Origin of the sequence: Streptomyces sp. NPDC045431 (assembly GCF_040646655.1) — a bacterium.
GTDB lineage: Bacteria > Actinomycetota > Actinomycetes > Streptomycetales > Streptomycetaceae > Streptomyces.
Window position 1 is genome coordinate 42,289 of sequence record NZ_JBEZAQ010000017.1, and the last position, 24,463, is coordinate 66,751.

The following is a 24,463-nucleotide window of genomic DNA, read 5'->3' on the forward strand; positions in this document are numbered from 1 at the left end:
GCCGTACGACGCTGTGCCGCGGCCGCTTCACGACGCCGCCTCACCGCGCGGAGTCCACGCGGCGGGGCCCGGCCGGGTGCCGTGCCAGGTGCAGTCCGACGACGGCGACCAGCACCGTCACGCACGCGGTGAAGATCAGTCCGGCCTGCTCGAGCCCGCGCCACATCGTCAGCGCGCCCACGCCCACCACGGGCAGCGAGATCCCGGCGTACGCCACGACGAAGAACGACGAGATCGTGCCGGCCCGCCGCGCGGCGGGCGCGGCGTTCCCGACCGCGGTCACCGCCGCCCGGAACGCGAGGCCCTGCCCGAACCCGCCGCAGACCGCGCCCGCCACCAGCAGCGGCATGGCCTTCACCCACAGGGACGCGCCGACGAGGAGCAGCCCCACCACCAGCACCAGGCAACCGAGCGGTGCGGCGGTGGCCAGGGTCAGCCGGCCCGTCAGCGACTGTCCCACGGTCGAGGAGAGGAACACGGTGAACACCACCAGACCCGCGACGGCCAGATTGGTCACGCCCAGGGTCTGCGCCACGAAGCTCGGAGCGACCGCCGTGAACAGACCGAGGAGCGAGAAGCCCGCGAACGCGGCGAGCGCCGACGGCACGAACACCCCGCGCGTCTCGGGCGGTACGTGCAGTCCCTGGGGCCGCAGGGGCGTCCGGAGGTGTGGACCGGCCACCGTCTCCGGCAGCAGCAGCACGAGGACGCAGGCGACTGCCACCAGCACCAGATGGGCGACGAACGGCAGCCGGAGCGGCAGCGGGGCGTACTCGGCCAGCAGCCCGGCCAGCAGGGGGCCGCAGCCGAGGCCGCCCATGTTCGCGGCCGTCGCGGCGAATCCGGCGCGGGACTTCCGCCCCGCCGCGGCCAGCTCCATGACGGTCACCGTGCCGACACCGCTCAGCAGTCCGGCCGAGAACCCGGACAGCAGTCTGCCGGCGAAGAGCAGCGGCAGCCCCCCTTCGAGCAGGAAGCACACGGCGCTCGCCGCGGCGAGCGCCAGGGCGTACAGCAGGACGGGGCGGCGCCCGGCCCGGTCGGAGTAATTGCCGGCGAGCAGGAGGGTGGCGATGACGCCCACCGCGTAGACGGCGAAGACGACCGTCACCATCAGCTCGGAGAAGCCGAGTTCCCTGCGGTACAGCCCGTACAGGGGCGTGGGCAGGGTCGTCCCCGCCATGCCGATGGCGAAGACGGCGGCGGCCGCCGGGTAGCCGAGGCGTCGTCCCCGGTTGCGGGGGGAGCTGCGCGCGATCCGAGAGGACGTACCGGTCATACCGGTCACCCTAGGCGCGTGCACCGGGCGCCCAGGGAACGCCACAAGGCGGACGAGGACGCCCGTCTCACGGCTCTCGCCCGATCGGCGGTACGCGCCCCGGGCCTCGCGCCCTGCGCCCGCAACTCGGAGCAGTCCGGAGCAGTCCGGAGCAGTCCGGATCAGGCCGGATCAGGCCGGATCGGCGGTCCATGGCCAAGCGGCCTCGCGGCCCGCCTCGATGAGGCCCACCATCCGGAACGCGGCGTCCGTGAGGCCGCCGAAGGTGTGGCGGCGCGGGCCCTTGAGTCCGTGGGCGGGCCGGTAGCCGGCCAGGTTCCACGTGTAGACCGGGATGTCCGCCGGGACGGGTTCGGCCGGTCCGCCCGGGTCGTAGGCGGCGGTCTGCTCGTCGGTGACGATCAGGACCCGGTCGTGCTCCCGGTACTGCTTCCGCAACGCCAATGCGGTGTAGGTGCCCCCCATACTGCGGAACCGTTTCATCACGTCCAGCACCGGCTCGCCGCGCTCGAACGGCACCGCCGCGCTGCCCCAGCCGAACTCCACCAGATCCGCCTGCTCGGCCCGCATCGCCAACGCGGCGCCGAACACGGCCGCCGCGTCCGCCCGGGTCAGCGTGGACCGTTCGGAGACCGTGTCCCAGAACATCGAGTCGGACCGGTCCACCAGGATCAGCGTCCGCCCCGGCAGCGACGGCACGTTGGCCAGCGAGTGGCCCAGCGCCCGTTCCAGCGCGTCCGCCCAGCGCGGCGACGGCGCGTGCCGGTGGGCGGCAAGGTAGCGGAAGGGGAACTGCCGGGACCGGGCGACCTCGGCGGGGTCCGCGAGCCGAGCGGCGACCCGCGCCGCGACCTCGTCCGAGACTCCCGCCTCGTCGAAGTTGCGCAGGTTCCGCAGGAGCGCCATCGGACCCATCGCGGGGATCACGGCCTCCCAGGCGGCGGCGTCCATCGGCCCGTGGAGCCAGCCCGCCAGGGCCTCCCACGTCATGCCCGCCTCGGCCAGCCGCTCGGCGCCGCCCGGCCCGGTCACCACCGCCCGGCGCTCCTCCACCGGCATCTCCATCAGCGCCCGGTGCGCGGTCAGCAGGTGGTCGGAGGCCGGCGGCACCGCCCGCTCCGGGTGGTGGCGGCGGTCCACGGCGTACCGGAAGAGCGCGCCCTGCCAGGGCTTGCCCGGGTCCGGGGAGGCGTGCACCAGGTTGAGCACGTCACCGAAGCGGAACCACGTGGACGCGGTGTCGTACTTGAGCAGGGACCGCGACGTGTACAGCCGGCGTACGGCGTCGGCGACGCCCCGCTTCACGGGCTGCGGCACGTTCCGCCCGTACGCCGTGAACCAGTGGGCGAGCAGCTCGCCGGGCTCGTCGGCGCGCTGGAGCACCGAGTCGATCACGGACCGGTTGGACGGGCCCTCGGCCGCCCCGGCCTCGAGCCGGGCCCGTACATAGGCGGCGGCACCCACCAGGGCCGCCGTACGCATGGTGCCTTCGCCGCGCAGCCAGCGCAGCAGGCCGGCCGTCCAGACGGGATCCTCGACGGCGAGTTCGCCGACGAGCCGGGCGTACCGGTCGTCGCGTTCCCGGCCGCTCTCGTAAAAGGTCTCCTGGGAAACGAAGTTGCCGACCGCGAGGAGGAAGAGCTCCTGGCGCGGCTCCCGGACGTAGGCCACACCACCCGGGTACGTGCGGAACTGCGGCTCCGGGGGCCTGTGGAGGCGCGGTGTCGGGGCGGGCATGGAGCGGGCGGCCGCCGTGACATGCGGCGCCACGAGCATCTCGGACCACATCTTCGAGACGCGTCGGGTGTAACGAGGCAGCGAACCCCCCCGGATTCAACGGATGGTACGGCCCCGGCCACAAGGGCCCGACGGGCAAAGACGCCCGCGCCTGCCGAGATCAAAGGGGCGGCGGCGTCACTTGGTTGTCGAAAGAAGTAGCCGCAGCCGAGCGCATCGTCAGGCGCGGTCGCGACGCCGACCCTACACAGACCACCGAGCCGCACACCACCGAATTAACGCGGGCGCCCTGGGGAGTCGGCACGTTTCTGCACGGGTCGCCGCCCGCCGCCCAGCCGTGGACGGACGCCGTCTCGGTCCCGACCGCTCGTGCGTGCGCAGGCCGGCCCTGTCCGTCGGGTCCGGCCGTCCCACTGTCAGACCTGCGTGGTCCACTGTCCTTGATCGGAGAACAGCCATCGGGGGAGACACATCATGGAGACCCGTTCGTACGACGCACGGTACGTGGAGGTCCACCGGGCGGCGGTGGCCGCCATCGACCTCCTGCGTCGCCTGGCCGCCGAACAGAACGGGGGCGTCGCCCCTCCGCTGCCCGCTGATGCCGAGGTGGTGCGCCGTCTGGGGGGTACGCCTCGCAACCGGTACCCCCGGTCGGTGGGCCGCCCCGAGTGGCTGGCCGAGGCATGGCGCCGCTGCGACCTGCCGGCGGACGCCCAGGTGCTCCACCCGACGCCTCCGGCCGACGGGCGCGAGGCACTCGAGCGCCTGCGGCGTGACGTGGCGGAATTCCCGCTCGCCGCCGGCCGCCGCTCCGCCCTCGATCACCGGCTGGCGACGGCGTACGAGGCCGGGACGCTCACGGCGGGCGACGTCGTCGAGGCGTACCCGGCGCGCTGGACGATGCCGGTCCCCACGGAGTCCCACCTCAGCCGGGCCCGCCGCGCCTTCGAACGGGAGGTGCGGAGGTACCTGACGACCACTCTGGGAACCGAGCCGACCGCCTGGCTCAAGCTGCTCACCACCGTCGACGCCTTGTGCCGGCCCGGCGGCTCAGGCCTCGACACCCGGCTCAGCTGGCCCGCCCTGGTACAGCGGTCCCTGGACACGGAGGCGGTCGACCCCGCCCGCCTGCTGCCCGACCGCCCGCCCACGGGTCGCGCGATCGAGGACCGGCTGTTCCACGGTCAGTGGTGGTGGCCGACGGGCGAGGTACTGCTGCGGTCCGACGCCGACGTCCTGGACGCGTTGATGCCCGCACTGCCGCCCGGCACGGGCACGCAGCTGGCGCAGTACGTCGTCGCCCTCCGCCACGGCACGCCCAGGGCGGTCCTCGAGCACCTCCTGCGCAGCCGTGACCGTGAAGCCCTGCTGGTGATCGCCCGCGGAATCGACCTGACCCGGGGCACCGCGCTACGGCTCCTGGAGTACGGCGATCCGAAGATCCACCTCGCCGTCCTGGACAATCACTTCTACGTCTGCGCCGAGGAGCGCCGCCAGGCCCTCACCGACCCGGCGGTGCCGCTCGCACCGTACGTCGACCGCATTCCGTGGGGAGCGCTTCCCGACTGCCTCCACGCCATCGAGCCGGCACTGGTCGAGGCGGCGTTCGCCAGCACGCACCGGGAGTCGTTCAAAATGCCGGAGCAGCTGACAGGCTGCCTCAACGTGCTGCGGCACGGGGGACCGGCCCGGCTGTCGGCCCTGCTCGCCACCGGACTCGTGGGCCCGGCGGTGACCCGCATCTGCGAGAAGGCACTGACCGCCGCCGACCCGCTCGCGGCCCTCCGCGCCCGGGCGGACAAGGAGCTGACCACGCCGAAGCTCGCCTCGCGCCTGCGCCGCCTCGGCCCGCGGGCCGGCGCGCGCGCCGCGGACCGGCTGATGGAGCTCCTCGCGGACCCCGACTGGGATTACCTGGAGGCGGAGCACGCCCGCGAGCTGTTCCGGTACTGGTCACAGATGGTGAACCGCCCCGGCACACCGCCCGACGTGGCGGCCCGCCACATCGACGCGATACGCGGCGACTACCGCAGGCACCGCTCCTACGCCGCGAACTGGCTCAGGGGCGGGGGCACGCTGCGGGCCGGACTGGGCTACAGCAGCGATCAGGAGAAGGAGACGGGCCCCCTTGAGGAGTTGCTCACTGAGGGGCTCGTCACCCCCGAGGAGCTGCTGCGGCGGGTGGGCCGGGGCCCGTGCGTACTGCGCCACCTCGGTGACGCCCGGCACCGACCGGACGCCCCGCCGCAGATCGGCGAAGCGGTGGAGCAGCTCACGGCCCTGGTCCGTACGCACCTGCCGGTGACGGACGAAGCCGCCTGGCATCGGCTGTACCACCGACTGGCGGGCTGCGATCCGCGGCGCCCGGAGCTCGGCACGATCGAGGAGCTGCTGACCGCGGAGTGCCGAAGCACCGGACACGACGCCGCGGTGGGCGGAGATCTCGCGGACTCTCCGGCCCCCGGGGACCGGCTCGCCCACGGCCTACGATGAGGCCGTGGGGGACCTGATCGCGGGATGGCTGCTCTTGGTCCTCGGCGTGGCCGGGTCCGCAGGCGGGGTCGCATGGATGCACGGGGACATCTGCCTGCTGCGCCGAGGCGTACGCGTCGAGGCGGACGTCGTCGGTGTGCGGGAGCACGAGGACGGTGACGGCGACGTGCACCACTACCCGATCGTCCGCTTCACCGCCCGGGACGGGACCGAGGTCGAGGGCGAGACGTACGCTCGCGTGCACGAGTACCACGCGCCGGCCACGATCGGCGTGGTCTACGACCCCCGCAAACCCCGAAGGTTCCGGGAGGGCCCGGGGGTCGTCGGGCCCCTGGTGCTCCTCGCCGTATCGGTGCCCGCGGCCGCCGTCGGCCTGACGGTACTGCTGGGGTAGAGCGGGAGGCGGGGGCACCGACCGCACTGCTGACGGTCTGTCAGGGCCGTAGGTGCCCCCCGGAGCTTGACCGATGGACGTGCGGGGACGTAATTTCAGCGCACCGACCCGTGAGCACTGGAAAGGAGGCGAAGTCGGATGCCAATCTTCTCCGACCTGCATCGCCTCGTCCAGCAGGCCGCCTGGGTTCCGGGTCGTGTAGCACACGGCTGCTAAGCAGCCCTTTTCCGGTCTGCCCCCACGCGGGCCCGGTATCTTGCCATCCTTTTGGTTTCCTTCACCGCCTGCGGCACGTCGTTACGTGCCGGTTTGCGCGGGTTCTTGAGCTGCGCCACCGAAATAGAAGGCTTTCACATGGCGACTTGGACCATCAGATCGACCGCGCCCGGAAACGAGGACGTGCCATGGTAGCGGCGCGGATCACGGTCAATGGGAAAGAAGCACCGATTTCCCCGGCAGCACCCCACACCACGGTGCTGGATTTCCTGCGCGAGCGCGGCCTCACCGGCACGAAGGAGGGCTGCGCCGAGGGTGAATGCGGCGCCTGTTCCGTCCTCGTGGCCCGCCCCGGGACGGACAAGCCCACCGACTGGGTGGCGGTCAACGCCTGCCTCGTCCCGGTCGCGGCCCTCGACGGTCAGGAGATCGTCACCTCCGAGGGTCTCGCCACCACCGGCGAAGCCGGCGAGCCCGCCGTGCTGCACCCGGTGCAGGAGGAGATGGCGGTCCGCGGCGGCTCCCAGTGCGGTTACTGCACACCGGGCTTCATCTGCAGCATGGCCGCCGAGTACTACCGGCCGGGCCGCTGTGCGCACGCGGAACCGGCCGACGGCGGCACCGACGCCGAGACCGACCCCGAGCACGGGCCGAACGGCTTCGACCTGCACGCGCTGAGCGGTAACCTGTGCCGCTGCACCGGTTACCGCCCGATCCGCGACGCCGCGTTCGCCGTCGGCGAGCCCGCCGAGGACGACCCGCTGGCCCAGCGCCGCGAGCAGTCCCCGCCCGCACCGGTCGCCACCGCGTACACCCAGGGCGACAGCACGTTCCTGCGGCCCGGCACCCTGGCCGAGGCGCTGCGGCTGCTGCGCGAGCGGCCCGACGCGGTGGTGGTGGCCGGATCCACCGACTGGGGCGTGGAGGTGAACATCCGCTCCCGCCGGGCGGGTTGCGTGGTCGCCGTCGACCGGTTGCCCGAACTGCGGGAGCTGCGCGTCGAAGCCGGCCACATCGAGATCGGGGCGGCGCTGACGCTCACCGAGATCGAACGCCGCCTCGACGGCAGCGTACCGCTGCTGGCGGAACTGTTCCCGCAGTTCGCCTCCCGGCTCATCCGCAACAGCGCGACCCTCGGCGGCAACCTGGGTACCGGCTCCCCGATCGGCGACAGCCCGCCGGTGCTGCTGGCGCTGGATGCGTCGGTGGTGCTCGCCGACGCCGACGGAGAGCGCGAGGTCCCCCTCTCCGACTACTTCACCGGGTACCGGCAGAGCGTGCGCCGTCCCGATGAGCTGATCCGCGCGGTACGCGTCCCGCTGCCGCTGTCGCCGGTCGTCGCCTTCCACAAGATCGCCAAGCGGCGTTTCGACGACATCTCCAGCGTGGCCGTCGCCTTCGCGCTCGACATCCAGGACGGCGTCGTCCGCACGGCACGCATCGGCCTGGGCGGCGTGGCCGCCACCCCGATCCGCGCCCGCGCCACCGAGGCGGCCCTGGAGGGCGAGCCGTGGGCGGCGGAGACCGTCGAGGCCGCGGCCCAGGTGCTGCGGGCCCAGGGCACGCCGATGGACGATCACCGCGCCAGCGCCGGCTATCGCTCCGCGATGCTCGGCCAGAGCCTGCGGAAGCTGTACGCGCAAACCACCGAGGCGGTGTCGTCATGAGCCAGTTGTCCGAGCGTCCCGAAAACCCCGCCGTCGGCGTGTCGATGCCGCACGAGAGCGCCCACCTGCACGTCACCGGCGCCGCGCTCTACACCGACGACCTGGTCCACCGCACCAAGGACGTCCTGCACGCCTACCCGGTCCAGGTCATGAAGGCCCACGGCAGGATCACCGCGCTGCGCACCGAGCCCGCGCTCGCCGTGCCCGGTGTGGTCCGCGTGCTCACCGGTGCCGACGTGCCCGGCGTCAACGACGCCGGAATGAAGCACGACGAACCACTCTTCCCCGACGAGGTCATGTTCCACGGCCACGCCGTGGCCTGGGTGCTCGGCGAAACCCTGGAGGCGGCCCGGCTCGGTGCGGCGGCCGTCGAGGTGGAGCTCGACGAACTGCCCTCCATCGTCACGCTGCGGGACGCCATCGAGGCGGGCAGCTTCCACGGAGCCCGGCCCATGATGGAGACGGGCGACGTGGACGCAGGCTTCGCCGACTCCGCGCACGTCTTCACCGGCGAGTTCCAGTTCTCCGAGCAGGAGCACTTCTACCTCGAGACGCACGCGGCGCTCGCCCATGTCGACGAGGCCGGGCAGATGTTCGTCCAGAGCAGCACCCAGCACCCGTCCGAGACGCAGGAGATCGTCGCGCACGTCCTCGGCCTGCACAGCCACGAGGTGACCGTGCAGTGCCTGCGCATGGGCGGCGGCTTCGGCGGCAAGGAGATGCAGCCGCACGGCTTCGCGGCCGTCGCCGCGCTCGGCGCCAAGCTGACCGGCCGCCCGGTGCGGCTGCGGCTCAACCGCACCCAGGACCTGACCATGTCCGGCAAGCGGCACGGGTTCCACGCCACGTGGCGGATCGGCTTCGACGCCGACGGTCGCATCCAGGCCCTGGACGCCACCCTGACCGCGGACGGCGGCTGGAGCCTGGACCTGTCCGAGCCGGTGGTGGCCCGCGCGCTGTGCCACATCGACAACACGTACTGGATCCCCAACGCCCGCGTCGCCGGGCGCATCGCCAAGACCAACAAGGTCTCCAACACCGCCTTCCGCGGCTTCGGCGGCCCCCAGGGCATGCTGGTGATCGAGGACATCATGGGCCGGTGCGCGCCGCTGCTCGGCCTGGATCCGATGGAGCTGCGCGAGCGCAACTTCTACCGGCCGGGGCAGGGACAGACGACACCGTACGGACAGCCGGTCACCCGCCCCGAACGGATCTCCGCCGTCTGGCGGCAGGTGAAGGAGAACGCCGGCATCGCCGACCGCCGACGCGAGATCGCGGCCTTCAACGCCGCGCACCCGCACACCAAGCGGGCGCTCGCGATCACCGGCCTGAAGTTCGGCATCTCGTTCAACCTGACCGCCTTCAACCAGGGCGGCGCGCTGGTACTGATCTACAAGGACGGCTCCGTCCTGATCAACCACGGCGGCACCGAGATGGGCCAGGGCCTGCACACCAAGATGCTGCAGGTCGCCGCGACCTCGCTCGGCATCCCGCTGCACAAGGTGCGGCTGGCCCCCACCCGTACCGACAAGGTGCCCAACACCTCCGCAACCGCCGCCAGCGCCGGAGCGGACCTCAACGGCGCGGCGGTGAAGAACGCCTGCGAACAGCTGCGCGAGCGCCTGCTCCAGGTGGCCGCCACCCAGCTGGGGGCGAACGCCTCGGACGTACGCATCGTCCAGGGCGTCGCACGGGCGCTCGGCAGCGACAAGGAGCTGGCCTGGGACGACCTGGTGCGCACCGCGTACCTCCAGCGCGTCCAGCTGTCGGCGGCCGGCTTCTACCGGACCGAGGGCCTGCACTGGGACGCCAAGACCTTCCGGGGCTCGCCGTTCAAGTACTTCGCCCACGGCGCCGCCGCGACCGAGGTGGAGGTGGACGGCTTCACCGGCGCGTACCGCATCCGGCGGGTGGACATCGTGCACGACGTGGGCGACAGCCTCTCCCCGATGATCGACATCGGCCAGGTCGAGGGCGGTTTCGTGCAGGGCGCGGGCTGGCTGACGCTCGAGGACATGCGCTGGGACACCGGCGACGGACCGAACCGCGGCCGACTGCTGACGCAGGCGGCGAGCACGTACAAGCTGCCGAGCTTCTCGGAGATGCCCGAGGAGTTCCACGTCACGCTGCTCGAGAACGCCACCGAAGAGGGCGCGGTGTACGGGTCCAAGGCGGTGGGGGAGCCCCCGCTCATGCTGGCCTTCTCGGTCCGGGAGGCGTTGCGGCAGGCCGCCGCGGCGTTCGGGCCCGACGGGGTCAGCGTGGAACTGGCCTCCCCGGCGACACCGGAGGCCGTGTACTGGGCGATCGAAGCGGCCCGCGGTGGCGGCGAGGGCGGCGAGGCCCCGGCCCACGCGACCGCTCTCAGCAATGCCTGACATGACCTGGGTGTCCGCGGTCGCGCGGTTGCGAGCCCGCCGGGAGTCCGGCGTGCTCGTGACCGTCGCGACCGTGCGCGGCCACGCACCCCGCAAGGCCGGCGCCAAACTCGTCGTGGGACGGACCGACACCTGGGGTTCGATCGGCGGCGGCAACATCGAGGCGGTCGCGATCGACCGGGCCCGCGAACTGATCGCCACGCCCGACGCGGAACCGGAGCTCATGGAGTTCGCCCTCAACGACAAGGTGACCGGCCGGCACGGCGTCCAGTGCTGCGGCGGCGCCGTCACCGTCCTGCTCGAACCTCTGCCGGTGGTCCCCGCGGTGGCGGTCTTCGGCGTCGGACACGTCGGGCTGGAGCTGGCCCGCATCCTGGCGCGCCACGACCTCGACCTGCACCTGGTGGACACCCGCCCCGACATGCTCACCGACGAACGGCTCGGCGTGCTCGCGGACGCGGTGGCGCAGGTCCACGTGCACCACACACCGCTGCTTCCGGAGGAGGTGCTCGGCGAGCTGGCGCCCGGCACCCACGTCCTGATCATGACGCACGATCACGCCGAGGACGCGGCGCTGTGCGACGCCGCCCTGCGTACCACCGGTCTCGGCTCGATCGGACTGATCGGCTCGGCCGCCAAGTGGACGCGGTTCCGGCACCGTCTGGCCACCGAGGGCGGCCACGACGCCGCCACCATCGACCGGATCAGGACCCCGATCGGCATCACCGGGATCACCGGCAAGGAACCCGCCACGATCGCGGTGAGCGTCGCGGCCGACCTGCTCCTGACCTTCGAGCGGGAACACCGCCCACCGGCGCGGTAGCCCTCGCCGTCGGCCATCGGGCCCGTTGACACGGCGGGTGGGCCGCCGGCCCGCGAGGGGCCGGCGGCCAGGGGATCAGGAGGCGGAGGCGGTTTCCGATTCGAGGCCGCGGGCGGTCACCAGATGGGCCGTGCCGTCGGCGAGCCGGTACGACATGCCCACGACCGCGACCCGGCCGTCGGCGACCGCCTCGGCCAGGACCTTGGAGCGGTCCAGCAGGAGATCGACGGTGTGCCGGATGTGCTCGGTGATGAAGTCCGCGTCCTCGGTGCGGCCGGCGGCGCGGGCGGCCAGCACACTGGGAGTCACCCTTTCGATCACGTCCCGCACGTACCCGCCGGCGGTCGTGCCCTCCTCGACGGCGCCGCGGGTGGCCGCGACCGCGCCGCAGGCGTCATGGCCCAGGACCACGACCAAGGGGCTGCCGAGCACGCTGACCGCGTATTCGATGCTGCCCAGCACTTCGGAGCCCGCCACGTGCCCGGCGGTCCGTACGACGAAGAGGTCGCCGAGCCCGCGGTCGAAGACGATCTCGGCGGCCAGCCGGGAGTCGGAGCAGCCGAACACCACGGCAAAGGGGTACTGGGCCGGCGCCGTCTCGGCCCGCCGGGCGGCGTCCTGGTTGGGGTGCTCCGGCGAACCAGCGACGAATCGCTTGTTGCCAGCCAGCAGCACCTCGAAGGCTTCACGGGGCGTCAAAGTCTGGGCAGCAGTCATGGGACCAGATTACGGCGCTGACCTCGCGGGGAGCCGCAGCGGGGCCCACGGATGTCCGGATGATCCGCGAGTATCCCGGACCGTGTCCCCGCACCATGGCCGGCACATGTCACCGTGCGGTCTCACCGGTGAACGTCTCGTCGGCGCCACCGCGCCCGGCCGGCGCGGGCAGCCCCTCCAGCAGGTGGCCCAGCGCGCCCCCGACGAGACGGCACACGTCGTCGGCGTCGGCGTCGGTCAGGGGCCGCCTGCCGACCACCACCCGCATCAGGCCGATGCCCAGGAGCCACGACAGCGCGAGATCGGCGCGAAGCCCCCGGTCGTCCGCGGTGCTGAGGGTGGCCAGGGCGCGGGCGTACTCGTCACCCAGCGCCGTCACCACCGCCCCCACCTCGTCGTCGCCGCCCACCGAACGCAGCAGGGTCTCCAGCGACCGCCCCGTCCCCGCGTGCCCGCCCTCGGAGGTGGGATGCAGCAGGCTCCGCAACACCACTTCGACCAACCGCTCCGGCGGCGTGCTGCGCAGCTGCTCGTGCCCGCCCTGCGCGACCACCTCACCGAAGAGGGCCTGCTTCGAGCCGAAATGGCGGAACAGCAGCGCCTGGTTGACCCCCGCGCGGGCGGCGATGTCCCGTACCGTCGCCCGGTCGTAACCCCGCTCGGCGAACAGGGCCGACGCGGCCGCCAGCAGCCGGTCCCGGGTCGAAGTGCCCGTCTGCGCAGGCTCCGCCCCCGCCCCGTCGACGGCCGGCCCGTCCTCCACCGCAGGCTCCGTCCCGTCGACGGTCGGCCCGTCCTCCACCGCAGGCTCCGTCCCGTCGACGGTCGGCCCGTCCTCCACCGCAGGCTTCGCTCCCGTCCCGCCCGCCGGCCCAGCCTCCGCCGGAGGCTTCCCCACCGCATCCCCCACGGCCTTCGCAACCGCCATTTTCCGCCACCCCTCCCTCGTCCGACGCATCGTCCAAGGCCCTTCGCCCCGGGCGCCGTTGACTGTCCACCCGCCCCACCCTAGGTTCGTAAGCAGCTGCTTACACCAGGGAGGTCACCCCCGATGACGACCACTGACGAGCAGGCCCCGCTCGTCTACCCGTTCAACGAGCCCGAAGGGCTCGGCCTGGCCGAGGCGTACACCGAGGCGCTCGAACGTCCCGGCCTGTTACGCGTACGGATGGCCTACGGCGAGCCCGCCTGGCTGGCCACCCGGTACGCCGACGCCCGCCTGGTCCTCGGCGACCGGCGCTTCAGCCGGGCGGACGCACTGCAGCACGACGAGCCCCGCCAGTCCGAGGGGCGGCAGGACGCCGGCATCCTCAGCATGGACCCGCCCGAGCACACCCGGCTGCGCACGCTGGTGGCGAAGGCCTTCACGGTCCACCAGGTGGAGAAGCTGCGCCCGCAGGTACGGGACCTGGCGCACGGTTTCCTCGACGAGATGGAGGCCGCCGGACCGCCCGCCGACCTCGTCGAGTCGTACGCGCTGCCCATCCCGGTCGCCGTGATCTGCCGGATGCTGGGCGTCCCGGAGGAGGACCGGCCCAAGTTCCGGGTGTGGAGCGACGCGGCCCTGTCCACGAGCTCGCTGACCGCCGAGGAGTTCCTGCGCCACCGCGAGGACCTGCGCGCCTACATGGCGGCGTTGATCGAGGACCACCGCGTCAGCCCCCGCCCCGACCTGATGACGGGGCTGATCGAGGCCCGCGACACCGGGGACCGGCTCACCGAGCTGGAACTGGTCGACCTGTGCGTCGGCATCCTCGTGGCCGGCCACGAGACCACGGCCAGCCAGATCCCGAACTTCCTCTACGCGCTCCTCGAACACCCCGACCAGCTCCAGTTGCTCCGCGAGCGGCCGGAGCTCATCGCGGGCGCGGTCGAGGAACTGCTCCGCTTCGTGCCCCTCGGCAGCGCGGCGGCGTTCCCCCGCTACGCCAAGGAGGACATCGAGGTGGGCGGCACCCTGGTACGCGCGGGGGAGCCGGTGCTGGTGGCGGTCGGCGCGGCCAACCGCGACGCGCTCAAGTTCGACGCGCCGGGCCGGCTGGACGTCACCCGCACCGGGGTGCAGCACCTCGGCTTCGGCCACGGCGTCCACCACTGCCTGGGCGCGCCGTTGGCCCGCCTCGAACTCCAGGAGGCGCTCCAGGCGCTGATCACCCGCTTCCCCCGGATCCACCTCGCGGGTGACGTCGCCTGGAAGAACGAGATGCTGGTCCGCGGGCCGCGTGTGATGCCGGTGGGGTGGTGACCACGGTGACCTGGACCCTGGAGGTGGCCCAGGACCAGTGCATGGGCTCCGGCATGTGCGCGGGCCTGGCCCCGGACCTGTTCCGCCTGGAGGGCGAGTGGGCGGAGCCGGTCCGCGAGGAGCTCGCTCCCGACGAACGAGCCCTGGACGCGGCCGACTCCTGCCCAGCGCTGGCCATCATCGTGCGCGACGGCCACCGCACCGTCGGCCCGCGCCCCTGACACACGCGCCGCGTCCCGGTCGCCCGCCCCCGGCCCCGGGCGGGCGACCGGAACCGGAGCCGGGACCGAGCGGGACCGAGCGGGTCCGGCCCGGGCCGACCGGAGCCGAGCGGGTTCGGCCCGGGCCGGCGGGTGTCATCGCGGGAAAGCGCTCCCTGCGCGCGGACTTCCGCAAGCCGGAAACCGCAACCGCGCCCGTTTCGCCCCTTCCAAATTCTCCTTTCCTTCCACAGGCATCTCGGTGAGGGAGCCGTCGACGGCCCTCCCCCCGCCCGTCTCGGGGGACGTCCGGATGTGACACAGGTTCGTCATTGCGGCCGTACCAGCCGCGGACCGACGATGTGGACATGTCCAAGATCAGTCACCGCGTCGTGATCGCGGTCTTCCCCGACGTCGACCTGCTCGACGTCACCGGGCCGGCCGAGGTCTTCACGCTGGCCAACCGGGAGTCGCGCGGCCGCGCTTGCTATCAGGTGCGCCTGGCCGGGCCCGGCCAGGCCGGAGAGGCGGTCGTCACTTCGGCGGGCGTACGCCTCGTCACCGACATCGGCTTCGCCGACGTCGGCGCCGCGGTGGACACGCTCCTCGTCCCCGGCGCGGTCGAAGCGCACGCCGACGGCCCCCGGCCCCGGATCGACCGCCACATCGTGGACTGGATCAGGGACACCGCTCCCCACGCGCGGCGGATCGCCTCCGTGTGCGTGGGTGCGCACCTGCTGGCGGCGGCCGGTCTGCTGGACGGCAAGGCCGCGACCACCCACTGGTCCACGGCCGACCGGCTCGCCGCCGACCACCCGCGGGTCACCGTCGACCCCGACCCGATCTTCATCCGCTCCGGCCGGGTGTGGACCGGGGCGGGCATCAGCGCCTGCCTGGACCTGGCCCTCGCCCTGGTCGCGGAGGACCACGGCGAGGACCTCGCGCTCGCGGTCGCCCGCCACCTGGTGGTGTACCTCAAACGACAGGGCGGCCAAAGCCAGTTCAGCGTGCCGATCAGCCGGCCGCCGGCGTCCCGCAGGGACATCGACGAGCTGCGCCTGTACGTCGCCGACCACCTCACCGCGGACCTGTCGGCGGCCGCGCTGGCTGCCCGCATGTGCCTGAGCGAGCGTCACTTCGCCCGCGTCTTCACGCAGGAGACCGGGACGACACCCGCCGCGTACGTCGAGGCCCTGCGGGTAGAGGCCGCCCGCCGCCTGCTGGAAACCACCGACCAGCCCCTGGAGGAGATCGCCCGGGCCACCGGGCTCCGCTCGGTGGAGACCCTCCACCGCGCCTTCCGGCGGCAGATCGCCACGAGCCCCGCCGCGTACCGGCGCCGGTTCCGTACGACCACGGCCTGACCGGCCGACAGCCCGGCCCGGACCAACACCGGCCCGGCTTCACCCCCTCGAGAGGAAGATCACCATGTCCACGCCCATGTCCACGCCCACGCCCGTGCCCACGCCCGTGTCCGCGACCCTGCGCGACGTGATCGGTCTGCACAACGAGCTGCCGAAGCTCGCCGACGCCACCCTCGTCATGATCGACTTCCAGAACACCTACCGCACCGGCGTCATGGCCCTGGAGGGAGCCGAGGAGGCCCTGGCCGCCGCCGCGCGGCTGCTGTCCGCCGCCCGGGCGCAGGGCGCACGCGTGGTGCACGTCGTCAACGACGGCGGCGAGGGCACCCCGTACGACATCCGCGCCGAGATCGGCGCCATCAGCCCCGAAGTCGCCCCGGTCGAGGGGGAGCCGGTGGTGGTCAAGCGGGTCCCGAACGCCTTCCACGACACCGAGCTGGAGAAGACGTTGGGCGAGCTGGGCGCGGGTCCGGAACTGGTGCTGGCCGGATTCATGACCCACATGTGCGTCACCTTCACCGCACAGGGCGCCTTCAACCTCGGCTACCGTCCCACCGTCGTCGCCGAGGCCACCGCCACCCGCGCGTTGCCCGCCTCCGATGGCACCGCCCTGCCCGCCGAGGCCCTCCGCAACGCCGCCCTGGCCACCATCGCCGACCTGTTCGGCCCGATAGCGCGCCGGGTGCGGGACCTCACGGTCTGACGGCCGGGGGAGGGCTCGGAGAGGGGCGAAGACCTTTCGGGTGAACAACGGCAGGAGGCGCAGGACCCGCCCGCGGCCGACGGGGATACGGACCCTGTGCCTTCCGCCCCTCTCGGGCGACGCCGCGACACGAAGGAACCCGCCATGACCGTGCCCTCCACCATCGACCACCACGCCAGGGGCTACAGCGTTCAGCTCGCCTACTGGATGGCCCAGGCGGCCGACCTGGCGTACAAGGACGAGGCGACCATCGCGCGCAAGGCCCGCGAGTGGGGCTTCGACGAGGTACGCCACCACCACACCCGGTTCACACCGCCGTTCCCCCTCCAGGACACGCAGGCGTACACGATGGCCAGCGACCACATGATCATCACCGGGTTCCGGGGCACCGAGCCAGCTCAGATCCGCGACTGGCTCTCCGACGCCACCACCCCGCCCTGGCCCGGCCCCGCCGGTACCGGCTACATCCACTACGGCTTCGGCGAGGCCCTCGACTCCGTCTTCCCCGCCGTCAGGGACGCTCTCGCCGAACTCCGCAACGGCGACCAGACCGTCTGGTTCACCGGACACAGCCTCGGCGGCGCCCTCGCGATGCTCGCCGGCTGCCGCATGTACCTGGAGGAGCCACGCCTCCAGGCCGACGGCATCTACACCTACGGCCAGCCCCGCACCTGCGACCGGCTGCTCGCAGCCGCCTGCAACAAGGGCTTCAAGGACCGGCTCCACCGCTTCGTCAACAACAACGACATCGTCCCGCAGCTCCCCCCGGAGCCCGCGTACACCCACGTCGACACGCTGCGCTACATCGACTCCCACGGCAGGATTCGCAGCTCCATGCCGGTGCTCGGCATCCTGACCGACCGCGTCATGGGCGCGACCGCCGACCTCCTCGCCCCGGTGAGCGACGGAGTGCGGGACCACTTCATGCACCGGTACGTCTCCGCCCTGGAGAAGAACCTGAACTGACCGCCGCTTCGCCACCGGGCCGGCGGGCGACCTCACCGTACGGCCGTCAGCCGCCAGGGCAGGGGCGACGGGAGCCGGCCGTACACGGCGCCTTCCTCACCGTCCGCGCCGGTCCCCCCGGGCCTCTCGGCCCGCGACGTCTGCTTGGCCTGCTCGGCCTGTTCCGCGCGCGCCGGGCGGCCCGCGCTCCTGCCGACCGCAGACGTGCCGGCCCCGGAACGCCTCCGGCGACATCTCGACCGCCCTCGGCACCGTGGTCCGGCCCCAGGGCCGTTCGGACGCCCGGTGGCGGCCTCGCGGCCGGCGTCGTAGACCTGGGTGCATGGGCGAGGAGAAGACGTCGTGGCACCCCGGCGAGATCGTGCCGGCCAGCGGGATCTACGAGTGCGACTGCGGCGGCGAGCACCACTGGAGCACGGACGTGAAGGGCCACCGCTTCCCGCCGCTGCCGACCGGCTGCTCGGGCGAGTACTGGACGCTGAAGACCCAGGCGCACCCTGAGGACCAGCTCGGCTGACCCGCACCGGCGGGCCGCCGGCCCGGTCACGAGCGGGTGGTGCCGATCTGGTGATCGACCGCGTCCCGCCAGTACTCGGCGACGGTCGGCGACGAGCCGCCACCCGCTCCCCGCACGGGCGCGCCGAGGTCGGCTGCCGGGACGGGGCGGGCGTCCGCCAGAACGGCGTGCTCGTCGCTCGCGTCGTGCCACGACGCGGTGGCGAAGACGTACTTCCCGCCGATGGCCAGGCGTGGCTTGTCCGCGGGCTGTGTCAGCGTGATCGTGCCCCGCACCCCACCCTTGAAGACGTGCCCGACGCGCACCTCGTACAGGTCCGAGGGGATCTCCGCGATGGTACGCCGCCCGGCGTGGCGGACGACGGTGCCGTGGAAGACGTCATCGGCGCTGCCGACGATCCTCCGGGCGCTCTCGGGAGCGTGGACGGCGACGGTCGCGCTCCGCGCGGGGGGAGCGGTGACGTGCCGGTGGGTGAAGTAGCCGGCGGCGGCCAGAATCGCGAGGGCGGCTGCGGCGAGGGCGGCGGCGACATGCTTGTTCATGGGTCTTCCCAACGGGGAGGCGGCGGTGTGCTTCATCACGCCTTCGTAGAAGGGTGGGCTTCCGCACTGCAGCACAACGGCCCGCGTGTCACCCGCTCGCGCGTACAAGTCGTATCGGAGGGACGGCCGCCGACACGCGCGGCTGATACGCGGAGCCCGCGTGGTGACGCGCGCCCCTCGGCGCGGGGTGCTCGCCGCCTACCTCAACGGGCTGCTGGTGCTCCTCGGGCTCGGCGCGACCGGCTGGCTGCTGTTCGAGGGCGTCGGCTGGGGCGCGTACGGCAACTCCTTCGGCTTCGCGACGCTGATGCTCGCCACGATCCTGCCGCTCGGTCTCGCCCTCGCGGCCGCCTCCACCATCCCGCAACTCCTCCAGGTGATCCCCGCGGGGGCCAAGGTGGGGCAGGTGCTGTACGGGGTGTTCGTCATGGTCGGCACGGGGATGTGCTTCAAGGGCGACGGCATGACGGCGAAGGTCGTCGGCGGTGCGGTCGTGCTGGTCGCCCTCGGCGCGGTGAAGCTGCTGGGGAAGGCGGAGCTCGGCATGCGGGGCGACCCCCGGTCGGCGCCCCAGCCGGCGCCGCGGTCCGCGCCGCAGTCCGTACCGCCGTCCGCACCCGCCGCGCCCGCGGCTGCCGGTCCCTCGCCCTCCGGGTTCCCGCCGGCACCGGGGTACGGACCGCCGGGACAGCCGGTCGCCTACGGTCCGACGGCCTCGCACCCCGGCTATGGACCGGTCGCCCCCTGGCCGCCGCAGGCGCAGGCGCGTCCGCAGGCGCCCACACGTTCGGCTTCCTCGATTCCCAGGGCGGCACCGTTGCCGACACACCGAGAGCCCGAACGCCCCTGACTACGGAATCGGGGCACGAAGGGGAAGACGTGCTGGCCGCCTTCCCGCAAGGCCGGACCTGACGGCGGGGCGTGACGACCGGGCCTGACGGCCGGACCTGACGACCGGGCCTGACGGGCCCGGCCGATGCCCGGGCCCCAGGTCAGTCCAGGCAGAACTCGTTGCCCTCGGGGTCGGCCATCACGATGAACCCCGCGCTCATCGGGGGAGCGGGATCGAAGCGGCGCACCCGCGTCGCTCCGAGCGCGACGAGCCGGTCGCATTCGGCCTCCAGCGCCGCCATCCGCTCCTCCCCCTGCAGTCCCGGAGCCGCACGGACGTCGAGATGCACGCGGTTCTTGGCGACCTTGCCCTCGGGGACCTGCTGGAAGAACAGCCGCGGGCCGTGCCCGTCCGGGTCCTCGAGGGCCGACCGCGTGGTGCGCTCCTCCTCCGGTACGCCGATCCGCGCGAGGAAGTCGTCCCACGCGGCCAGCGGGTCGGCGCCCTCGGGCAGGTCGACCCCGGGCGGGCCCGGGTGGACGTAGCCCAGCGCGTCGCGCCAGAAGGACGACAGCGCCCGCGGGTCGTGGGCGTCGAACGTGATCTGGATGTGGCGGCTCATCGGGGTCGCTCCGTTCGTCACTGCTTCGTCTCGACGGGTTCGTCTCGACGGCTTGTCTCGGTACAGAGGGCCACCCTGACACCCATGGCGGACAGAACCGGTCCGCTTCGCTCACCTGCCGCTGAAGGGCCAGGAGTCGACGTCGCGGTACTGGATCGGGCCCGGGCCGCGGCCGTAGTTGCTGCCGACCAGGTGCAGCCGCTCGGCCGGCCATGTACGGCCGGTGAACGCGGAAAGCCCCGCGGCGGCCTGCACCACGCTGGAGGTGTCGTCGCGGCGGGCCCGGGCGAGGGTCAGGTGCGGGTTCAGCGGCCGGTCGGCGAAGGCGACACCGTGCTCCTTGACCAGCGTCCGCACCTCGCCGGCGAGCAGCCGCAGACCTTCGAGGTCGCCGCCGATCCCGCTCCACAGCACGCGCTCGTCGAAGTGCCCGCTACCGCGCAGGGCCAGGTGCAGGGGCCGGTGCCGGGCCGCCAGTTCCGCGAGGGGCGGCTGCAGGAGCGAGACGGCGGACCTCGGCAGCTCACCGAGGAACGCCAGGGTGATGTGCCAGTCCTCGATGCGGTTCCACCGCAGGCGCGGATAGGCCTCGTAAGCGGGTCGCAGCGCCTGCGCCAGTTCCTCCTTGGCGTCGTCGGGCGGTGCGAGGGCTATGAAGACGCGGATGGTCGCGGCCGGAATCTGTTCGTTCACGAAGGACTTCGTACACCACCGGCGCCCGACGTCGACGGCGGGACAGGCCGACGGCCGGTGCGGCCACCCGGTGAGGAACGGGCGGAGAAGTGGGCGACCGTACGATGACCGGGCCCTCGTCGCCCGTCGGCGCCCCGGGGACTCGCACGCGCGGAGGGTCCTGCACCACCGGAGTGCGGACAGAGTGAATCCTTCCGCGCCCGCCGCGCCTCTCATACGTGTGCGGACGACCGTGTCCGCCGCGCACCCCTACCGGGAGGACCCCATGACCACCGCCATCATCGCCGCCGCGGCCGCCGTGCTGCTGTGCGCGTGCACCGCCGCACTGCTGCGCCGCCGGAGGCGTCAGCGTGGCTGACCCCACCTGGCCCGGCGCGACCCTGGTCGCCGCGGCGCAACGCGGCGACGCCGAGGCGCTCACCGCGCTGGTGTACGGCTCCCACCCGCATGTGCACCGGTTCGCGCACTCACTGTGCGCCACACCCCAAGACGCTGAGGACGCCGCCCAGGAAGCGCTGATCATCCTCTACCGCAAGATCGGCATGCTGCGCGCCTCCGGGGCGCTGGCATCGTGGATGTTCCGGATCGTCCGCAACGAGTGCCTGCGGCGTACCCGTGCCCTGCTCCCCAGCAAAGGGGCCGACGTGCCGGGCGGGCTCGGCACGCCGGGCCGGTCCGACGCGTCCGGCGGCACCGCACGCTCCGCCGAGGAGGACGTCCTGCTGCGTCTGGAGGCCGAACGCGTCGCCGCCGCCGTGGCGGCCCTGCCCGACGACCAGCGGCAGGTGCTGGTCATGCGGGACATCCAGGGGCTGCCCGGCCGCACCGTCGCCGACCGGCTCGGGCTCAGCACCGCCGCGATGAAATCCCGCCTCCACCGGGCCCGTTCGGCGGTACGGGAAGCACTGCGCGACGAACCGGCCGGAACGAAGGGCACCGACGATGACACCTGATCCGACCACGACGACATCTCACGTCACCCCCGGTGCCGCCGGTGCGCGTGACGCACCGGCGCGCAGGGGTTTCGCGAGCGCCACCGTCCCGCGCCATCTGGCCCGCGGCGCCCTCGGCTTCGGCGCGCTCGCCGCGTCCCTGGCCCTGCTACCGGTCACCGGCCCGGCGAGCCTCCTGCTCGCCCCGGCCGGTCTGGTCGCGCTGCGCGGCTGCCCGATGTGCTGGGCGATCGGCCTCGTGGAGACGGTCTCGGCCGGCCGGCTACGCCGGTCCTGCGCGGAGGGGAGGTGCGAACTGACCCGCGCCGGAAGCTAGTGCTGCCGGTCGACAGGACTGTGCGGCGCGGAAGATGACGAGCACCCGTTCGGCTTCCCCGGCACCGATGGAATGTGAGGAGGGTGGGCTGGCAGGGCGGGGCCTGTGCACGAGCCCAAGGAACAGGCGGCCCAGGCCACGGTCGGGGAAGGGGAAGCGTGCCGCCGGCAGCGCGGCATCGACGCACCCGACGGGCCCGGCACCACACCACCCAGCGCCCGCCGCCTCCACCCCGACGACCACCGGGCCCCCTGCCCGACTCCGACTTCCGCTCTGACTCGGCCGCGTCGGCGGATTCCGGACGCAGCCGCGGGGGAGCGGTGTTCACGCGCGGCGACCACCTCGGCATCGGCTGGTTGTCCGCCGACAACGCCCGCGGCTCCGGCACGCTGGTTGAGCGGGGAGTCGGGGCCGTCGGTGAGTTCGATGGTGGTCGGCACCCACCCGGCATAAAGCGCCTGCGCACCGCGGACGGGAGCCCGCTCGGGCGGACCGGTCGCGGCTCCGCGATATCAGTTCATGAGCAGCAGCCGCGTATTCGGCACAAGCTTCCGATTCACGCTCGTGCTCTGCACGAATATCGTGAAGTCGTCGTTGTGGTCCGGCTTGATGCGCACTTCCATGTCCGGCAGGCCGAGCAGGGCTCGCGCTTCCGGTCCCGTGTACACGCGGTCCGTCTTCTTCTCCAGCACCGCGATCTGCTTCCGGGCCTGGATCTTTTCCGACTTGCTCAGCTGGTAGAAACAACCTCCGGTGCGGTAAGTGTGCCCGTTCTCGGTGACCCACTCCCGAATGGCCGCCGCGCGAGTCACCGGAATGAGCTGGTACTGGGACGGATCCACCGGCGTGAGACCGGCTGCCTTGATGGTGTCCTTGTTGACCGCGTCCGCACCGGTGGAGAACACCGCCCGCGATCCCCGGATGCCCTTGGTGCGGCCCACCATGAACTTCTCGGTGGCCTCCTGGATGACCTGCCCGGCCTCCTCCAGACCCTGTGTGCTCGTGGCGTCCCAGATGGCGATGTTGTCCTCGGGGAACCCGTACTGCATGGCCTCGCGCTTGCCCATCTGGTCCGGCACGAGCACGGCGAGCGTCCAGTTGTCCTCCTGGGTCTCGATCATCTTGGCCACGGCCTGCACCAACTCCCGCTGATCGCGGGAAGGGGCGTCCGGACAACGATGACTCGCGTTCTCCTGACCGTCGGTCAGGACGAACGTCAGGAAGCTGTGATCCCCGTACAGCTGAGCCGTCTGCGCGAGTTCACTCTGTGACTTCAGCGTGGCCGCCAGCAGCGCCGTCATTCCACCGACCCGGTACAACTGCTTCAAGGACGGCATCCGCAGCACGTCCTTGTCGTATATGACGCACTCCACCTGTCCCGCGAATACGTACACGGTGACGCGGGTTTCCTGGTCCAGCTCATCCGACCGGCGGGCCAGATAGGCGATTTGCTGGTCGGCGACCTCGATGACCTTGTGGCTCAGGTGTGACATGGACGAACTGGCATCCAGCACAAGAGCGACGTGATTGATGTAGTTCTGCCGTCCCGACATGAAAGATCCCCCTCTTCCGACGTGATGCTCAGATCCTCTCACCCACCACTGACAATCGATCTTGATCCAGGCCGGGCCGGGGCGCTGACCGCAGGGCCGCCCCGCCTCGTCCGGGGCGGCACCGAGCAGTCGCCGCCTTCTGCCGCCGCGCTTGCGGTCAGAGCCCGACGGCGCGCACCCGGGGCTTCCGCCGGTACAGGGGGGGGAGCGGGCCGTACGCCGACCGGGTGTGACAGGGCCGGTACTCGATCGTTCACCGGGCATGATCAGTCGACGCATCACGACCGTGCTCGCCGCCGCTCTGTGTGCCGCCACGGCCACGGCCGCCCCCGCCGGCGCCGAGGAACGAGCGCCCTCCGCGTTCAACCTCGAGGACTCCCGCATCAAGGAGTCCAGCGGTCTCGCCGCCAGCCGGTTGCATCCCGGTGTCTACTGGACGCACAACGACAGCGGTGACGGCGCCCACGTGTACGCCGTCGACAGCCGCACCGGGCGGACGGTCGCCACCCTCACCCTTGCCGGGGTCGACCCGCGCGACGTCGAAGCCGTCTCGCTCGGGCCCGACGGCAACCTCTACCTCGGTGACATCGGGGACAACAGCAGCGGCTGGTCGGAGGTGTGGATCTACCGCTTCCCCGAGCCCACGCAGCTCAAGGACGCCACCCTCCCCGCCACCCGTTACACCGTCCGCTACGAGGACGGGCCCCGCGACGCCGAATCGCTGATGGTCCACCCGAAGACCGGGCGTGCCTACATCGTCAGCAAGAAGAGGTCCGGCAAGGGCGCTCTCTACGAGTCGCCCACCGTCCTTTCGCCCTCCGGCGTCAATACCTTCAAGCGCGTCGCCGACATCAACGTGTGGGCCACCGACGGCGCCTTCTCGCCCGACGGCACCCGGCTCGTCGTACGCGGCTACTTCGAGGCCCGCGCCTACCGCTGGCGCGACGGCCGACCCGCCGAGATCGGCCGTCGGCCTGCCGTACCGCTGCAACGCCAGGGTGAGTCCGTCACGTTCACCCTCGACGGCAGGACCCTGATGTACGGCTCGGAAGGCGCACGCAGCCGCGTCGTGCCCGTGACGCTGTCCGGGGAGCTGCTGCCGGAGACCGCTGCCAAGGGGAACCGGAACCTTGCCAAGGGGAACCCCGATCCGAGGCGGGCGGGCGCCGGGGCGGCGTCGTAGTGACCGTCACCTCCGTCGTCGTCCCGGCGCCCCGTGCCGCTCGCAGCCGCGTTGTCACAGCTGCGTGCGG

Annotated in this window: 23 protein-coding genes; 15 read left to right on the forward strand and 8 right to left on the reverse strand. The window is 72.5% G+C overall.

All coding sequences use genetic code 11. From position 1 onward, the window contains the following. Positions 1–40 precede the first annotated feature (40 nt). Positions 41–1,279 (reverse strand): MFS transporter, encoded by a 1,239-nt coding sequence (locus AB0A69_RS27225; protein WP_361427355.1) that lies wholly within the window; start codon positions 1,277–1,279, stop codon positions 41–43. A gap of 171 nt (positions 1,280–1,450) precedes the next feature. After that, positions 1,451–3,055 carry a TROVE domain-containing protein gene (locus AB0A69_RS27230; RefSeq protein ID WP_361427358.1) on the reverse strand — a complete coding sequence of 535 codons (1,605 nt, stop codon included), beginning with the start codon at positions 3,053–3,055 and terminating at the stop codon, positions 1,451–1,453. Positions 3,056–3,490: 435 nt separating this feature from the next. Here AB0A69_RS27230 and AB0A69_RS27235 point away from each other — a divergent pair, with 435 nt between their 5' ends. The 5 genes from AB0A69_RS27235 (at position 3,491) to xdhC (ending at position 10,987) form a co-directional block, all read left to right on the forward strand. Next, complete coding sequence (locus AB0A69_RS27235; RefSeq protein WP_361427361.1) at positions 3,491–5,509, forward strand: hypothetical protein; 2,019 nt, start codon at positions 3,491–3,493, stop codon at positions 5,507–5,509. Positions 5,510–5,513: 4 nt separating this feature from the next. Beyond that, positions 5,514–5,903, forward strand: a complete 390-nt coding sequence (locus tag AB0A69_RS27240; protein ID WP_361427364.1) for a DUF3592 domain-containing protein — start codon at positions 5,514–5,516, stop codon at positions 5,901–5,903. Positions 5,904–6,307: 404 nt separating this feature from the next. Further along, a complete protein-coding gene (locus AB0A69_RS27245; protein WP_361427367.1) occupies positions 6,308–7,786 on the forward strand; it encodes an FAD binding domain-containing protein in 1,479 nt (492 codons plus the stop codon). Next, complete coding sequence (gene xdhB / locus AB0A69_RS27250) at positions 7,783–10,164, forward strand: xanthine dehydrogenase molybdopterin binding subunit (protein ID WP_361427370.1); 2,382 nt, start codon at positions 7,783–7,785, stop codon at positions 10,162–10,164. Before AB0A69_RS27245 ends, xdhB begins: the two co-directional genes overlap by 4 nt. A 1-nt stretch (position 10,165) precedes the next feature. Beyond that, positions 10,166–10,987, forward strand: coding sequence for a xanthine dehydrogenase accessory protein XdhC (gene xdhC / locus AB0A69_RS27255; protein ID WP_361427373.1), 822 nt, complete (start codon positions 10,166–10,168; stop codon positions 10,985–10,987). A gap of 75 nt (positions 10,988–11,062) precedes the next feature. On the opposite strand, the gene AB0A69_RS27260 is transcribed toward xdhC, so the two are convergent. Together AB0A69_RS27260 and AB0A69_RS27265 are read right to left on the reverse strand one after the other, a co-directional pair. Continuing rightward, positions 11,063–11,704, reverse strand: coding sequence for a carbonic anhydrase (locus tag AB0A69_RS27260; protein ID WP_361427376.1), 642 nt, complete (start codon positions 11,702–11,704; stop codon positions 11,063–11,065). 109 nt (positions 11,705–11,813) lie between these two features. Next, complete coding sequence (locus AB0A69_RS27265; protein ID WP_361427609.1) at positions 11,814–12,395, reverse strand: TetR family transcriptional regulator; 582 nt, start codon at positions 12,393–12,395, stop codon at positions 11,814–11,816. Positions 12,396–12,755: 360 nt separating this feature from the next. Between AB0A69_RS27265 and AB0A69_RS27270 the strand changes: the two genes are divergently transcribed. The 6 genes from AB0A69_RS27270 to AB0A69_RS27295 all read left to right on the forward strand — a co-directional run bounded on the left by AB0A69_RS27270 (position 12,756) and on the right by AB0A69_RS27295 (position 17,699). Then, on the forward strand, positions 12,756–13,949 hold the full coding sequence (locus tag AB0A69_RS27270) for a cytochrome P450 (RefSeq protein WP_361427379.1): 1,194 nt from the start codon (positions 12,756–12,758) through the stop codon (positions 13,947–13,949). Then, positions 13,946–14,170 (forward strand): ferredoxin, encoded by a 225-nt coding sequence (locus tag AB0A69_RS27275; protein WP_361427382.1) that lies wholly within the window; start codon positions 13,946–13,948, stop codon positions 14,168–14,170. Before AB0A69_RS27270 ends, AB0A69_RS27275 begins: the two co-directional genes overlap by 4 nt. A gap of 347 nt (positions 14,171–14,517) precedes the next feature. Continuing rightward, a complete protein-coding gene (locus AB0A69_RS27280; RefSeq protein ID WP_361427385.1) occupies positions 14,518–15,513 on the forward strand; it encodes a helix-turn-helix domain-containing protein in 996 nt (331 codons plus the stop codon). A gap of 64 nt (positions 15,514–15,577) precedes the next feature. Further along, entirely contained in the window at positions 15,578–16,216 is a 639-nt protein-coding gene (locus tag AB0A69_RS27285) for an isochorismatase family protein (RefSeq protein WP_361427388.1), read from the forward strand. 144 nt (positions 16,217–16,360) lie between these two features. Continuing rightward, a complete protein-coding gene (locus tag AB0A69_RS27290) occupies positions 16,361–17,182 on the forward strand; it encodes a lipase family protein (RefSeq protein ID WP_361427391.1) in 822 nt (273 codons plus the stop codon). A gap of 322 nt (positions 17,183–17,504) precedes the next feature. Beyond that, positions 17,505–17,699, forward strand: a complete 195-nt coding sequence (locus AB0A69_RS27295) for a hypothetical protein (RefSeq protein WP_361427394.1) — start codon at positions 17,505–17,507, stop codon at positions 17,697–17,699. Between the two features lie 26 nt (positions 17,700–17,725). Here the strand turns inward: AB0A69_RS27295 and AB0A69_RS27300 are convergent, their stop codons facing one another. After that, positions 17,726–18,241 carry a hypothetical protein gene (locus AB0A69_RS27300; protein ID WP_361427397.1) on the reverse strand — a complete coding sequence of 172 codons (516 nt, stop codon included), beginning with the start codon at positions 18,239–18,241 and terminating at the stop codon, positions 17,726–17,728. Positions 18,242–18,404: 163 nt separating this feature from the next. Here AB0A69_RS27300 and AB0A69_RS27305 point away from each other — a divergent pair, with 163 nt between their 5' ends. Next, on the forward strand, positions 18,405–19,091 hold the full coding sequence (locus AB0A69_RS27305) for a hypothetical protein (RefSeq protein WP_361427400.1): 687 nt from the start codon (positions 18,405–18,407) through the stop codon (positions 19,089–19,091). Positions 19,092–19,233: 142 nt separating this feature from the next. Here the strand turns inward: AB0A69_RS27305 and AB0A69_RS27310 are convergent, their stop codons facing one another. Continuing rightward, on the reverse strand, positions 19,234–19,695 hold the full coding sequence (locus AB0A69_RS27310; RefSeq protein WP_361427403.1) for a VOC family protein: 462 nt from the start codon (positions 19,693–19,695) through the stop codon (positions 19,234–19,236). A 111-nt stretch (positions 19,696–19,806) separates the two neighbouring features. Beyond that, entirely contained in the window at positions 19,807–20,388 is a 582-nt protein-coding gene (gene thpR, locus AB0A69_RS27315) for an RNA 2',3'-cyclic phosphodiesterase (RefSeq protein WP_361427406.1), read from the reverse strand. A 350-nt stretch (positions 20,389–20,738) separates the two neighbouring features. Between thpR and AB0A69_RS27320 the strand changes: the two genes are divergently transcribed. Continuing rightward, positions 20,739–21,341, forward strand: coding sequence for an RNA polymerase sigma factor (locus AB0A69_RS27320; RefSeq protein ID WP_361427409.1), 603 nt, complete (start codon positions 20,739–20,741; stop codon positions 21,339–21,341). After that, positions 21,331–21,657, forward strand: a complete 327-nt coding sequence (locus tag AB0A69_RS27325) for a hypothetical protein (protein WP_361427412.1) — start codon at positions 21,331–21,333, stop codon at positions 21,655–21,657. Before AB0A69_RS27320 ends, AB0A69_RS27325 begins: the two co-directional genes overlap by 11 nt. Positions 21,658–22,169: 512 nt before the next feature. On the opposite strand, the gene AB0A69_RS27330 is transcribed toward AB0A69_RS27325, so the two are convergent. Next, positions 22,170–23,210 carry a vWA domain-containing protein gene (locus AB0A69_RS27330; protein ID WP_361427415.1) on the reverse strand — a complete coding sequence of 347 codons (1,041 nt, stop codon included), beginning with the start codon at positions 23,208–23,210 and terminating at the stop codon, positions 22,170–22,172. A gap of 262 nt (positions 23,211–23,472) precedes the next feature. Here AB0A69_RS27330 and AB0A69_RS27335 point away from each other — a divergent pair, with 262 nt between their 5' ends. Beyond that, positions 23,473–24,393, forward strand: a complete 921-nt coding sequence (locus tag AB0A69_RS27335) for a hypothetical protein (protein WP_361427418.1) — start codon at positions 23,473–23,475, stop codon at positions 24,391–24,393. Positions 24,394–24,463: the final 70 nt, after the last annotated feature.

Coding starts and splice junctions, on each gene's coding strand:
- AB0A69_RS27235 (WP_361427361.1), top strand. CDS start 3,491: ATGGAGACCCGTTCGTACGACGCACGGTACGTGGAGGTCCACCGGGCG.
- AB0A69_RS27310 (WP_361427403.1), bottom strand. CDS start 19,695: ATGAGCCGCCACATCCAGATCACGTTCGACGCCCACGACCCGCGGGCG.
- AB0A69_RS27225 (WP_361427355.1), bottom strand. CDS start 1,279: ATGACCGGTACGTCCTCTCGGATCGCGCGCAGCTCCCCCCGCAACCGG.
- AB0A69_RS27260 (WP_361427376.1), bottom strand. CDS start 11,704: ATGACTGCTGCCCAGACTTTGACGCCCCGTGAAGCCTTCGAGGTGCTG.
- AB0A69_RS27330 (WP_361427415.1), bottom strand. CDS start 23,210: ATGTCGGGACGGCAGAACTACATCAATCACGTCGCTCTTGTGCTGGAT.
- AB0A69_RS27335 (WP_361427418.1), top strand. CDS start 23,473: ATGATCAGTCGACGCATCACGACCGTGCTCGCCGCCGCTCTGTGTGCC.
- AB0A69_RS27295 (WP_361427394.1), top strand. CDS start 17,505: ATGGGCGAGGAGAAGACGTCGTGGCACCCCGGCGAGATCGTGCCGGCC.
- AB0A69_RS27285 (WP_361427388.1), top strand. CDS start 15,578: ATGTCCACGCCCATGTCCACGCCCACGCCCGTGCCCACGCCCGTGTCC.
- AB0A69_RS27245 (WP_361427367.1), top strand. CDS start 6,308: ATGGTAGCGGCGCGGATCACGGTCAATGGGAAAGAAGCACCGATTTCC.
- AB0A69_RS27280 (WP_361427385.1), top strand. CDS start 14,518: ATGTCCAAGATCAGTCACCGCGTCGTGATCGCGGTCTTCCCCGACGTC.
- AB0A69_RS27325 (WP_361427412.1), top strand. CDS start 21,331: ATGACACCTGATCCGACCACGACGACATCTCACGTCACCCCCGGTGCC.
- xdhC (WP_361427373.1), top strand. CDS start 10,166: ATGACCTGGGTGTCCGCGGTCGCGCGGTTGCGAGCCCGCCGGGAGTCC.
- AB0A69_RS27300 (WP_361427397.1), bottom strand. CDS start 18,241: ATGAACAAGCATGTCGCCGCCGCCCTCGCCGCAGCCGCCCTCGCGATT.
- xdhB (WP_361427370.1), top strand. CDS start 7,783: ATGAGCCAGTTGTCCGAGCGTCCCGAAAACCCCGCCGTCGGCGTGTCG.
- AB0A69_RS27290 (WP_361427391.1), top strand. CDS start 16,361: ATGACCGTGCCCTCCACCATCGACCACCACGCCAGGGGCTACAGCGTT.
- AB0A69_RS27230 (WP_361427358.1), bottom strand. CDS start 3,055: ATGCTCGTGGCGCCGCATGTCACGGCGGCCGCCCGCTCCATGCCCGCC.
- AB0A69_RS27270 (WP_361427379.1), top strand. CDS start 12,756: ATGACGACCACTGACGAGCAGGCCCCGCTCGTCTACCCGTTCAACGAG.